Genomic DNA, 14,192 nt, shown 5'->3' with positions numbered 1-14,192 from the left:
AGGTCTCCTCTGTGGTACTCTGTGTCTTCTCTGTGGTTCTCTGTGTAATAATTCTTCATAATAAAATTCAATGTTAAAGATACTTCAATTGCGAAAATAAATCTGAGGTTTTATGGAATTTGGAAAAACCCTGCATCATATGAGAAAAGTTTAACTAAAAACCGATATTATGAAAAACAGTTTATCAATCTTCGCAGTAGTAATTCTCGGGGCAATTATGATTGCTTTTACAGAATTCAGAACTATTAACGGTATAGTTACCGATAATCAGGGACAACCTCTCGCCGGGGTGACAGTAAAAGTCAAGGGAAGTTCTGCCAAATCTTTGATTTCCATTACAGATCAGAAAGGATATTATAGTATAGTAGTTGATCCTCAGGCAAAAGCACTCATATTTTCATTTGCTGGTTGCACAACAGTTGAGGAAATAATCGGAAACAAAAGTGTGATCAATATTAAGATGAATGAGGAAATAACGCTAATGGATGAACTTGTTGTTACAGGCTATGGTGCCAGAAAAGATATAGCTACCAGGTCACCTTATGCATCGGCGCCTTCTATGAGGGCTTATGAATCAAAAGGATCATTCCAGCGTTACAACAATAACTTTAATACAGAAGGTTATGCTTCAGTTAATGAAAATGGTTTTAAAAATGTGAAGAACAATCCTTTATCAACATTTTCGATTGATGTTGATAATGCATCATATTCGAACATCAGGAGGTTCATTAATGGTGGTCAGCTTCCACCCGCAGATGCTGTAAGGATAGAGGAGATGATAAATTATTTCAAATATGATTACCCTGAGCCAAAAGGTGAACATCCGTTTTCAGTTTATACAGAACTTGCAATCTGTCCATGGAATACAAATCATCAGTTGCTTCATGTCGGACTAAGGGGTAAGAGCATTGATAAATCATCACTTCCTCCTTCCAATCTTGTATTCCTGATTGATGTTTCTGGCTCAATGAGCGATCCAAATAAACTTCCATTGCTTAAATCAGCTTTTGGATTACTTGTAAATGAGCTAAGACCGGAAGACAAGGTTGCGATTGTGGTCTATGCAGGTGCTGCGGGACTTGTACTTGAATCGACTCCTGGTAACAGGAAGGAAGCAATAATGGCAGCCATAGATAATCTTGAAGCAGGCGGATCGACTGCGGGTGGTGCCGGATTGAAGCTTGCTTACAGAGAGGCTGAGAAAAACTTTGTAAAAGGCGGAAACAACAGGATTATTCTTGCCACTGATGGCGATTTCAATGTTGGTGAATCAAGTAATGGCGGGATGGAGAGACTTGTCGAGGAGAAACGTGAACTGGGTGTATTTATAACAGTGCTCGGATTCGGAATGGGAAACGTAAAGGATGATAAGATGGAGATAATTGCCGATAAAGGCAATGGTAACTACTCATATATTGATAACCTTCAGGAAGCAAGAAAAGTATTGGTCCGGGAATTCGGCGGCACATTGTTCACAATAGCTAAGGATGTCAAGTTCCAGATAGAGTTTAATCCTGCTAAGGTGCAGTCATACAGGCTTATTGGTTACGAAAACAGGCTGCTGAACGATGAGGATTTCAATGATGATACCAAGGATGCAGGTGAAATGGGCTCGGGACATAATGTAACTGCTCTTTATGAACTAGTTCCGGCAGGATCAGATGAAAGAATCCCTTCTGTTGATCCGCTGAAATATCAGGTTTCTGCATCGAAAAAACAGGATGAAAAGGATTACTCATCTGAATACCTGACAATCAAGCTCCGGTATAAAAAGCCTGATGGAAAAACAAGCATGCTGCTTGATAAATTGGTCAAAGGTTATATCTCCGACCTGGAAGATGCTTCTGATAACATTCGTTTTGCTGCTGCAGTATCAGAATTCGGCATGATTCTCAGAAATTCGGAATTCAAAGGAAACTCTACTCTTGAGGGGGCTGCAAAACTGGCCAGATCGGCAAGGGGTGAGGATGAAGACGGCTACAGATCTGAGCTTATCAGATTAATCAGTACCGTAAAAGATATGCGGGTTCTTGCTGATAAAGAATAAAAAAAGCTCTCTGTGTAAAAAAATAAGAACTTACACAGAGTTACACAGAGAAGCCACAGAGTAACACAGAGAAGAATTATAAGAATTAAAAACTACCGGATGCAACACGGTAGTTTTTTTTATGTCTTTAATATGATATAGAAAAAAGAAACTAACCGTACCTGATATGCTGAAAAACTTTTTTATCAATGTGTTCCGCAATATGCGAAAGCAGAGCGGATATGTACTATTAAATGTAGGTGGTCTGGCAATCGGACTAACAAGTTTCATGTTTATAACTCTTTATGTCATTCATGAACTGAGCTATGACAGGTTTCATAAAAACTATGAAAACATCTATAGTATTAAAGTTGTCGGCCGCATGGCAGGAGGAATACTCGACCAGGCTGTGACAGCAGCCCCGATGGCACAGGCAATGCTAAATGATTACCCTGAAGTACTGAAAGCTACCCGGGTGACACAAATGGGAGCATGGCTGATCCGTTTCGGGGAAAATAAATTCAACGAGGATGGAGTGTTGTTTGCTGATTCGACTTTTTTCGATGTTCTGGATTTTAAGCTGATATCAGGTGATCCTAAAACAGCCCTGGTGAGACCAAAATCGATGGTACTTACTGAGGAGTACGCAAAAAAGTACTTTGGGGATCAGGATCCTATGGGACAAAAAATTATTGTTGAGGCAGATACAATTCTATATACTGTTACCGGAGTCGTTCAGAATGTGCCGGACAATTCTCATATACAATTTGATATGCTTGGTTCAATGAGCACATATCCCGGACAGGGTAACAATACATTCTGGCTGAACCATAATTTCTATACCTATATTGTAGTAAAGGATGGCACAGATAAAGATGCCCTGCAGGAAAAATTCAGGGAGATGGTTATCAAATATGTCGGTCCTCAGATTCAGCAGTTTATCGGGTATTCAATTGAAGATTTCAGAAAGGCAGGCAATGAATTCAGTTATGTACTTGAACCTTTAAAGGATCTTCATCTTAAGGGTGCAACCCAGTATAATCTTGAGCCGAATGGTTCGCTTAGTACTGTATATATATTTGCTGTTATTGCTTTGTTAATTCTGATTATAGCTATAATAAACTATGTTAATCTGGCAACTGCAAGGTCCGCCGGAAGGGCAAAAGAAGTGGGTGTGAGGAAAGTATCAGGTGCTAATAAACCAGGCCTGATTTCACAGTTCCTGGGTGAATCTCTGCTGATCGCAGCCCTGGCGACAATATTGGCTATTTTGCTGGTTATTGCTTTTACACCGGCTTTCAACCAGCTTATTGGAAGGGAATTGTCAGTCGGACTTTTTGATAGTTATCTTGGGTTTTTATCAATACTTCTTCTGATCCTTTTTGTAGGGGTCTCAGCCGGTTTCTATCCTGCCTTTGTTCTGGCATCATTTAATCCTGTTGAGGTATTAAAGGGAACTTTAAACCCTGGTTCGATGTCAAAGAGGCTGAGAGGTATCCTGGTTGTCTTCCAGTTTACAGTCTCAATAGTAATTATTATTGGCTCCATAATAGTATACAGGCAATTGAATTACATGACTAATAAAGACCTGGGATTTGAGAAAGAGAATCTTATTGTAATAAGACGACCGGATGCCTTCTTCAGGCAGATGCCATCATTCCGTGACCAGATTTTGCAAATTCCAGGTGTTGAAAAAGTTGGATTTTCAAGAGCTGTCCCGGGAACCAATTTTAACAATAATGCCTTTTTTAATGATGAGGATGCTGAAAAGAAAACTTATCTGTTGCAGCAAACCCAGGTGAGTTTTGACTTTCCCGAAGCCTTAGGTGTTAAGCTTGTTGCAGGAAGATTTTTCTCAAGGGAATTCAGTACTGATTCACTTTCGGTAATGATAAATGAAGCAGCAGTTAAATCTTTGGGATTAACAGATCCGGTTGGAAAATATGTTCTTCAGCCTGCTGGTCCCGGTCAGTTTCAGAAACTGAAGATAATTGGTGTAATGAAGGATTTTAATATCACATCGATGCATAAATCAATAGATCCGGTAATTTTTACCGTTTTGCGGATGGGTGGCGGCGATCAATACGCTACTGTAAGACTTACCGGGAATAACATAAATGAAACTATAAGGGAAATTGAGAGCAAGTGGCTGACATTTACACAGATGCAGCCATTCCAGTATGATTTTTTCACTGATTCATGGAATAATCTTTACAGGTCGGAGATGAAGACAGGCAAGATCTTTATCATATTTTCTGTACTGGCAATCTTTATAGCCTGTATCGGATTGCTTGGCCTGGTAACATTTATTACAAACAAGCGGACCAGGGAGATTGGGATCAGAAAAACATACGGAGCTTCAATAAATGTGGTATTAGGCCTCTTGTCAAAGGAAGTGATATACCTTATCCTGATTTCATCTGTAATTGCTTATCCTATTGCATATTTCGGATCGAAATACTGGCTCGAGGGATTTGCCAGCAAGATAAGTGTTAGCGCGTTTATTTATCTTGGCGCAACATTAATTGTCCTGATAATTGGGTGGTTATCGATTAGCTATCAGACAATTAAAGCTGCAAATTATAATCCATCAAGGGCTTTGAGAATAGAATAGTACTCAGGTTCTTATTTTCGAAAAGAATTTATCTTTATATGTATTGCTGACCGGTATCCGCTGGTCAGCAATTATTATTACACCTCTCTCTACCGATTTTATTTTATCTATTGCGACAATAAAAGACTTGTGGACGCGACAGAATCTTTTTGCCGGAAGACTTCCTTCAAGTTTTGCAAAGCTCTGAAGTGTCATGATTTTTTTATCCGGGCATACTATTCTGAGGTAATCTTTCATTCCTTCAATGTATAATATTTCATCCAGGTCTACTCTTTCAAGCCGGTATTCTGTTTTAACAAAAATATAGCCGTCATCTTCCGGGAGGCTGTTTTTAATTTCCGTTTTATGTGAATAGTAACCCATTACCTTATTTACTGACATCAGGAAACGCTGAAAAGAATAAGGTTTGAGCAGATAGTCAGTCACATTAAGCTCGAATCCTTTTATCGCATACTGATCATACGCTGAGGTAATAACTATTCTTGCTGTCGTCCCTGTAGTCTCAATAAATTGTATGCCAGTGAGTTGTTCCATCTGAATATCGAGGAAGATCAAATCGGTGCTATTCTCCTTCAGCCAGCCGATAGCATCAATTGCATTGTCGAATGTCCGCTGGAGTTTAAGTCCGGAAACCTTATTTATGAATCCCTCCAGCTTTGACAGTGCAAGCGGTTCGTCATCTATTGCAATACAGTTAATCTGCATTTGTGTCGATAATTAGTTTTACATTGTATCGGGAGTCAACCTGGTCTATAAGAAGTGAGTGTTTCCCGGGATAGATTAAGCTGAGTCTTTTTCTCAGATTTATGAGTCCGTATCCTGAATCAGCAGATTCAGATTTATTCGAATTTATATCGAAATAATTCGAAATATTAAAATTAACCAGCCCTTTTTCTGATGTCAGGTGAATATCTACACAAGGTTTTTTTGTTCTGAAGCTGGCAAATTTGAAAGCATTTTCGATAAGTGGAACAAAGAGTGCGGGTGCAATTTTTATATTCATATCGCCATTTTCTTCAAACCGTACATCCTCAGGTGTTTTAATACGTATTCTGAAGAGCTCAATGAAGTTTCGGATATAATCAACCTCCCTGTTCAGTGTTACCACCTCTGATGATGTTTCATAAGTAAGGTATCGCATCATCTCAGAAAGTCTGATGAGTGCAGCTGAAGCCTCTTCTGTATTTTGGTGGATAAGAGAGTCAATGTTGTTGAGTGTATTGAACAGGAAATGAGGGTTTAGTTTGCTTTTCAGCAGGTCAAGTTCTACTGCCAGTTTCTGTTTATCTAGTTCTGCTTTTTGATTCATTGTTGTAAACCAGTTAATTATCACACTGAAGAATGAACCAAATACTGCAGCTGTCAGAACAGGGTAGTAGCCACTCATATGAGATTGGAATGAATATCCTTTGTAAAAATCATTAAAAGTGCCCTCAAACAATGCCCTTGATAAAAAAAGCAGAGTGTATCCGAAGAAGGGCATTATCAATACTATCAGAAATGAGAATCCGAAGAATTCGACCAGTTTTCGTTTATTCAGAAACAGCGGAGCCAGAAAAAGATAGAATAAATAGAAAACAAGCATCAGATACAGAAAACCGATTGTATTGGATACAATCATTTTCGGTTCCATGTTCTGACTCAGATGCGAATAGGGAAGATTTGCAAAAATTGCAAACAGCCATATGAAAAAATGTATGTATAGAATCCGCTTTTTGTCCATTTAAGGGAGTGCCTCAATCTGACCTAAAATTAGCCAAATATTTTTTCATCACAAATGTATTATCTTGCAGGTCAATAATCAAAACCAATATACCTGACTGGTAGTAGCATCTGCAAATGATATGTTTTCATCTGTAAAATGAATTTTTAGTAAGGTTTTTAATTTGAATATTATCTTTGCTCATCTTAAATTTGGGTTTTTAATAAGGAAATAATGGAAGAGAAGACATTCTATGCCCCTGCGGCCAGGACCTCCAAAGAAGACATCCAAAGGCAATTTGAAGCGATCTATTCTCAGAAATTTTTTAATGAAATATTTGGGTCTTTAACAGGAATTGGCGCAGTGATAGACCAAAACCGTCAGATAGTATTCGCTAATACTGAATTTTTATCTCTGCTTGGCTTCGACTCAATTGAAAGTGTTTTGGGTAAAAGACCAGGTGAAGTCGTATCATGCATTCATTCCACTGATGAAGCTGCAGGATGCGGAACTTCAGTTTCCTGTGCATACTGTGGTGCAGTTAATGTTATACTGGAAAGTCAGAAAACTGGAACCAAATCATCAAAGGAGACACGAATTACCACAACGGTTAACGGTAAAATGAAAAGTCTTGATCTTAATATCAGCTCAACCCCGATTCAATTGTCTGGTCAGACATATTATGCAATGATTTTTCAGGATATCAGTGATGAAAAAAGAAGGTTCGCTCTTGAAAGAATCTTTTTTCACGATTTGCTGAACAGTGCAGGAGGGCTGAACGGGCTTCTTTCACTTCTGAAAGAGGGAACAAATCCGGAAGAGGCTAGTGAACTGATTAATCTTTCTGAAGAGGCAAGCCGCGAGATGCTTGAGGAAATAATGTTGCACAGACAGATAAGGGCAGCGGAGAACGGGGATCTAAAAGTGAATATTGAGCCGGTGAGTTCTATGGAGTGTATTGAATCAGCGATCGGAAGGATAAAATCTCATGAGGTCGGGAAGAATAAAAATATTAAAATCGGCAGTGATTGCACAAATTTTTATTTCGCTACTGATAGATTATTGTTCCAAAGAATACTGATAAATCTTCTGAAAAATGCTTTGGAAGCTACTCAAAAGGAGGGAACAGTCAGTATGGGAGTTGAAAGTCAGTCAACAAGAGTCCGTTTCTGGGTAAAAAACGATGCAGTAATACCGGAGGATATACAGATGCAGTTGTTTCAGCGATCTTTCAGTACTAAAGGCCAGGGAAGAGGGATTGGAACATATAGTATAAAACTGCTAACGGAGAATTATCTTCATGGTAAAGTCAGTTTTATCAGTAATGAAACTGAAGGGACTGTCTTTAGTGTAATTCTCAATAAAGTATTTCCCGCAGATCTCGAAGATTCTCGCTGATTTAATCAATCCTTCAGCGTCCATCTGCGGAATCTGCGGGAAACAAATATTTCTAGGAGGTCATCAGAAACTTATCAATCTCTTTTGCAACTTTTCTTCCAGAAGCTATTGCATTTACAACCAGACTTGCTCCGGTTACAGAGTCACCTGCTGCAAACACTTTGGGTTTGCTGGTAGAAAATTTCCCGTCAATTTTGATATTTTTCCGGTTATCAAGTTCAAGTTCCATCTCAGAAAGTAGTCCATCAAGTTTCGGGTGTACAAAACCCAAAGCGAGAAGTACGAGATCTGTTTCGATAATCCTTCTGGTTCCCGGTACCGGACTAAAAGAAGTTTTACCGTTCGAAGATTCCCATGCTACCTCCTCAACTTCAGCACCTTTTGTAATTTTACCATCACCAACAAACCTCAGGGTTGACATATTCCATAGTCTTTCACATCCCTCTTCATGGGAAGTTGAAGTCTTCAGTATCTTACCCCAGTACGGCCATGGATTATCCTCTTTTCTTGTAACCGGTGGTTTGGGCATAATTTCAATCTGCGTAACACTCACTGCTTTTTGCCTTATTGCCGTACCAACACAATCTGAGCCTGTATCACCTCCTCCGATTACTAGTACTTTTTTCCCTTCAGCATTAATCTGATTATCAGAAGAACTTATTTGTCCTGCGTTTACCCGGTTCTGAAGAGTAAGGAAATCCATTGCAAAATATACTCCTGAATGTTCTCTTCCGGGGACATTCAGATCCCTCGGATGAGATGCCCCGATTGTAATACAGATAGCATCGAACTGTTCCACCAGCTCTCCTCCTGAAATGTCTTTACCAATAGTTACACCGGTTTTAATAATTAGTCCCTCCTTCATCATCAGATTAAGTCGTCTGTCGATTACTGCTTTGCTGAGCTTGAAATCGGGAATACCATATCTTAGTAACCCACCTGCTTTTTCATCCTTCTCGAAAAGAGTTACTGTATGTCCGGTCTTGTTGAGAAGATCAGCTGCAGCCATTCCGGCAGGACCGCTCCCGATTACAGCGACACTTTTTCCTGAACGGACTTTTGGAGGCAGAGGTTTTATGTAACCTTCCGAAAATGCTCTTTCAACGATTGCGACTTCGTTTTCGCGAATTGTTACAGGTTCCTGATTGATATTAAGGACACAGGCATGTTCGCATGGTGCGGGACAAATCCTGCCTGTGAACTCCGGAAAGTTATTTGTCGCAGTAAGCCTGGCAGCAGCTCCTTTCCAGTCGCCTTTATATAAAAGATCGTTCCACTCGGGGATCAGATTATCAACAGGGCAGCCCCAGTGGCAGAATGGAATACCACAATCCATGCACCTTGAAGCCTGCAGCATCCTGTCCTCGCTGTTAAGCACCTGTTCAACCTCACTATGGTCGCAGACCCTTTCATTAAGCGGTCTGTTTCCTGCTTCCTTTCTTTTTATCTTTAAAAATCCGCTAGCATCAGCCATATTATTCCGTTATAAATCGTTTCTCGTTTCTTGTTCCTTGTTTCTCGTTCCTCGTTGCTCACCCCCGAGCCCTGTGCTCCGAGCCCCGTGCCCAGCGCCCCGTGCCCCGTGCCCTTTGTGCTGAGCGAAGCCGAAGCATCATCCTGCACTAATCTCCAGATCCAGCTCCACATCGGCTATCTTCTTCCTGATCTCTTCAAGCTTCTGTTCCTGTAGAACTTTCTTATAGTCGTATGGTATAACCTTAATGAACATTTGCATATATTTCCAGGGGTCATCAAGGATCATCTTTGCCTTTTTGCTTTGGGTATAATTGTAGTGGCGTTTTATGATCTCTGTCAGCTCGTTAACTTCTGAATAGTCTTCAACAAGAGACAGTTCCACCATTCCCATGTTACAGTAATAATCAAAGTCTCCGTTTTCATTAAAGACATATGCAATACCACCGCTCATCCCGGCTGCGAAGTTGCTGCCGGTTGCACCCAGTACTACAACTCTTCCGCCTGTCATGTATTCACAGCAATGGTTCCCGACTCCTTCAACAACTGCCAGTGCACCGCTGTTTCTTACCCCAAACCTTTCACCTGCCACACCTGAAATGTATGCTTCACCTCTGGTAGCTCCGTAGAGCACAGTATTACCAATTATTATGTTCTTGTCAGGTTCAAAGGTTGATCCTGCCGGTGGTACAACGATGATTCTTCCTCCTGAGAGGCCTTTTCCAAGGTAATCGTTTGAATCACCTTCCAGATAAAGTTCAATTCCGGGAGACAGGAAGGCTCCAAAGCTCTGACCTGCAGAGCCTTTGAATCTGCATTTTATTGTGCCGTCAGGTAACCCTTCTGATCCATATAGCATCGCTACTTTGCCGGAAAGCATAGTTCCTATTGTACGGTCAGTATTATGAATAGACCTGTTAATCACAACCGGTTCTTTATTTGAGATTGCTTTTTCAGCCTCCTCAATTAGTCCTATGTCGAGTATATGGTCAAGTTTATGATCCTGAACATCGCAGCAGTGCATTGCATTAACAACCGATTCACTTGGAAGATGCAGAACACTGTTCAGATCGAGGTTCTTAATTTTCCAGTGGTTAACCTCCGGATTTCTTTCAAGCAGGTCGAATCTTCCGACGATTTCATCAAGCTTTCTGTATCCCAGTTCTGCAAGATTTTCTCTGACCTCTTCTGCAAGAAATCTGAAGAAAGTAACCAGGTTATCGGCTTTTCCCCTGAATCTCTTTCTCAGCTCTGCATTCTGTGTGGCAACTCCAACCGGACAAGTGTTAAGGTGACACTTTCTCATCATAACACAGCCCATGACAACCAGAGCTGAAGTAGCGAATCCAAATTCCTCTGCACCCAGGAGGGCAGAAATTACAATATCTCTACCGCTCTTTAACTGACCATCGGCCTGCAGGATAACTTTTCTCCTCAGGTTATTCATAACCAGAGTCTGCTGTGTTTCTGACAGACCGAGTTCGAGTGGCAATCCGGCGTGTTTTATTGAAGATGAAGGACTTGCACCTGTCCCGCCTTCATATCCGCTAATTGTTATCAGATCTGCTCCTGCCTTTGTTACACCGGCAGCTATTGTACCGACACCGCTTTCCGAAACAAGTTTTACACTTATTTTGGCACTGGGATTCACATTCTTTAAATCGAAGATAAGTTGCGAAAGGTCTTCAATTGAATAGATATCATGGTGGGGAGGAGGAGAAATCAAAGTAATCCCGGGTATTGAATATCTTGTTTTTGCAATTATTTTATCCACCTTATGTCCGGGCAGCTGACCTCCTTCACCAGGTTTTGCTCCCTGGGCAATCTTGATTTGTATTTCATCTGCGTTTACAAGGTAGTCGGTAGTTACACCAAATCTTCCGCTGGCCACCTGCTTAATAGCGCTTCTTACACTATCCCCGTTTTCAAGCGGTAAGAACCTTTCAGGATCTTCACCTCCTTCACCGGTATTACTTCTTCCGCCAATCCTGTTCATTGCAATTGCGAGAGTCTCATGAGCCTCACGGCTTATTGATCCGTACGACATTGCTCCAGTAACAAACCTTTTCATTATATCTTCCACTGGTTCAACTTCATCGATCGGAATAGGACTGGTTTTCATCCGCAGCAAGCCTCTGATAAAACCCGGGCTGGCTGTATCAGCATCAACTCTTTTGCTGTACTCTTTGAATTTTCCATAATCAGCTTCCCTTGTACTCCACTGGAGCAGAGAAATCGTTTCCGGATTCCAGGCGTGATGTTCTCCATTCTTCCGGTAGGAGTAGACACCTTCCGTTAGAATATCAGGCTGTTGTTCCTCAATAAATGCTTTTCTGTGTGGTATAAGAACCTCTTCGGCAATCTCATGCATGCCTATTCCTTCTAATCTTGAAATAGTTCCTTCAAAGTATTTATTAATAACATCATGATGGATTCCGATAGCTTCAAAGATCTGCGATGACCTGTAACTTCTGAGAGTGCTGATCCCCATCTTCGACATTATCTTGAGAATGCCTTTATTTATCGAATTTACATAGTTCTCTTCTGCACGCTGGTAATCGAGCTGAATGGCTTTTTCCTTTACAAGCTTATCTATAACAGCGAAGCTCATGTATGGATTTATGATACTGGCTCCATATCCGAACAAGAGTGCGAAGTGCATAACCTCACGCGGTTCTGCTGATTCAACAACAATGTCTATCTGCATCCTCTTCCTCTTTTTTATGAGGTGATGATGAACTGCAGAGACAGCCATAAGTGACGGTATTGGAGCCAAAGCTTCTGTTATGCCTCTGTCGGACAGGATGATATAGTTCTTTCCGTCATCAACAGCCTGTTCCGCATCAATACATAATTTTTCAACAGCATTTTGCAGTCCTTCTGCCCCTTTGAAGGCATCAAAATGCAGATTAAGATTTGCGGCTGAGAATCCTTTGTATCTTAAGTTCTTTACAATCTGGAAATAAGTATTTGAAATTACAGGGTTTCTGAACCTTACCATTTTAACATGATCGGGTGAGGTCTCAAGCAGGTTTTGCTGCAGCGATCCCAGGTAACCGGTAAGAGTCATAACAAATTCCTCCCTGATCGGATCAATAGGCGGATTAGTAACCTGGGCAAACAGCTGTTTAAAATAATTGAAAAGCCGGTATGGCTTCCTCGAAAGAACAGCAACAGGAACGTCATTACCCATAGATCCGATGGGTTCTTTTCCTGTAGCAGCCATCTCCTTGATAATCTTATCAGTATCTTCCAGAGAATAATTGAATGATGTCAGGTATTTATTATACTGATCACCCATCTCAGGTGTCTCAACATGTCCTGCCTGAATTTTCTCAAGCTTCACCATGTTCTGCTGAATCCATTCTCCGTAAGGATATTCTGCTGCCAGCTGGGCTTTTAACTCCTTATCATAGTAGATTTTGCCTGCCTGGGTATCTACAAGCAGCATTTTGCCTGCCTTAAGTCTGCCTTTTTCTCTCACTTCTTCCGGTGGAAACGTCTGAACACCTGCTTCTGAGCCAAGTACAATCAGATCATTTGTTGTAATTACATATCTTGATGGACGCAGCCCGTTTCTGTCGAGCATTCCTCCGATATATCTTCCGTCGGAAAATATTAGTGATGCAGGTCCGTCCCACGGCTCCAGAAATGTTGAGTGGTACTGGTAAAAAGCCTTAAGCTCGGGGGATATAGGATTCTTTTCATTAATTGATTCAGGAATGAGTACCGACATGGCGTATGGAAGAGACTTGCCGCTCATAATCAGAAACTCAAGCACATTGTCAAGAGAAGCAGAATCACTCTTGTCGGGTTCAATTATAGGGTACAATCTGGCAAGATCGCCAAGTTTATCGGATTTCAGAATTGATTCCCGTGCCTCCATCCAGAACCGGTTTCCTTTTATTGTGTTTATCTCTCCGTTATGTCCAAGCATTCTGAAGGGCTGTGCAAGGTCCCAGCTCGGGAATGTATTAGTGCTGAACCTTGAGTGAACCAGGGCAATTGCGCTTTGTACACGTTCGTCTCTCAGATCGAGAAAATACTCTCCAAGCTGATTCGACATGAGCATGCCTTTATATATAAGTACCTTGGTTGAGAGACTTGGGATATAGAAAAAGCTCTTCTGCTTAATATCTGAATTCCGGATTGCGTTTTCGGTGAGCTTTCTTATTATGTAAAGCTTGCGTTCAAGATCCTCCTGCTGAATATCAGCACCAAGCAGAATCTGAACAATTTCAGGCTCTGCAGCACGTGCAATTTCACCGATCACTGTATTGTTTCTTGGAACGTCACGGAATCCTATCAGGTCTACACCCTCTTCCTTTATTATTCTCAGAAGTATATCACGGCATTTGGTAGCGTCAGAACTATCCTGTGGTAAAAATACCAGTCCTGTGCCGAACTGCCCCTCAGGCGGAAGTGAATAACCCTGAATGAGATAAAAATCGCGGGGTACCTGTATCAATACACCGGCTCCGTCGCCTGTTTTACTATCTGCCCCTTCAGCCCCCCTGTGAGTCATGTTTGTCAGAATCTCGAGACCCTGCCTTATGATAGAATGAGATTTTTTGCCTTTAAGATGCGCTACGAATCCAATTCCGCAACTACCATGTTCAAACTCCTGCCGATACAATCCCTGCTGCTGTGGCCGTTCTTTTTTCATAATTGATACCTTAAATAATCACCTGTTAATTTACAAAAAAAACCGTCCTCTTTTTCTGAGAGAACGGTTATCCCTAATCCGATACAAAACACCATTCTCAGTCTATTACTAATAACCTTTTAATGAGTCGTAATGATAATATCGATACAAATCTATTCATCAATCTTAATAATTTTCGACAAATATAGTTATATTTCTTTCAGATTGTCGCAGATTGTGATAAAAATATTAATAAAAATGTTATTCTTGTTTAATAAAGTTATAAACATATTAATTAACACTATGATTTGTAGCAATTTTATAATAGCCGGAT

Annotated in this window: 7 protein-coding genes; 3 read left to right on the top strand and 4 right to left on the bottom strand. The window is 40.8% G+C overall.

Going from position 1 to position 14,192, the window contains the following annotated elements:
- The first annotated feature begins 169 nt into the window (after nt 1–169).
- Nucleotides 170–2,047 carry a von Willebrand factor type A domain-containing protein gene (locus tag IPJ16_13635; GenBank protein MBK7628214.1) on the top strand — a complete coding sequence of 626 codons (1,878 nt, stop codon included), beginning with the start codon at nt 170–172 and terminating at the stop codon, nt 2,045–2,047.
- Between the two features lie 166 nt (nt 2,048–2,213).
- Nucleotides 2,214–4,640, top strand: coding sequence for an ABC transporter permease (locus tag IPJ16_13630; GenBank protein ID MBK7628213.1), 2,427 nt, complete (start codon nt 2,214–2,216; stop codon nt 4,638–4,640).
- Between the two features lie 3 nt (nt 4,641–4,643).
- Here IPJ16_13630 and IPJ16_13625 read toward each other — a convergent pair whose 3' ends face one another.
- On the bottom strand, nt 4,644–5,345 hold the full coding sequence (locus tag IPJ16_13625) for a response regulator transcription factor (GenBank protein MBK7628212.1): 702 nt from the start codon (nt 5,343–5,345) through the stop codon (nt 4,644–4,646).
- Nucleotides 5,335–6,273, bottom strand: coding sequence for a histidine kinase (locus IPJ16_13620; protein MBK7628211.1), 939 nt, complete (start codon nt 6,271–6,273; stop codon nt 5,335–5,337). The genes IPJ16_13625 and IPJ16_13620 overlap by 11 nt, the downstream gene beginning before the upstream one ends.
- Before the next feature lie 303 nt (nt 6,274–6,576).
- Here IPJ16_13620 and IPJ16_13615 point away from each other — a divergent pair, with 303 nt between their 5' ends.
- Nucleotides 6,577–7,740: a GHKL domain-containing protein gene (locus IPJ16_13615; GenBank protein MBK7628210.1), complete on the top strand. Its 1,164-nt coding sequence runs from the start codon at nt 6,577–6,579 to the stop codon at nt 7,738–7,740.
- 52 nt (nt 7,741–7,792) lie between these two features.
- Here the strand turns inward: IPJ16_13615 and IPJ16_13610 are convergent, their stop codons facing one another.
- Nucleotides 7,793–9,214, bottom strand: coding sequence for a glutamate synthase subunit beta (locus tag IPJ16_13610; GenBank protein ID MBK7628209.1), 1,422 nt, complete (start codon nt 9,212–9,214; stop codon nt 7,793–7,795).
- A 138-nt stretch (nt 9,215–9,352) separates the two neighbouring features.
- On the bottom strand, nt 9,353–13,879 hold the full coding sequence (gene gltB, locus IPJ16_13605) for a glutamate synthase large subunit (protein ID MBK7628208.1): 4,527 nt from the start codon (nt 13,877–13,879) through the stop codon (nt 9,353–9,355).
- Nucleotides 13,880–14,192 lie beyond the last annotated feature (313 nt).

This window comes from Bacteroidales bacterium (genome assembly GCA_016709865.1).
In the GTDB taxonomy this organism is placed as follows: Bacteria; Bacteroidota; Bacteroidia; order Bacteroidales; family VadinHA17; genus LD21.
This window is presented reverse-complemented; position numbering and strand designations above follow the sequence as displayed.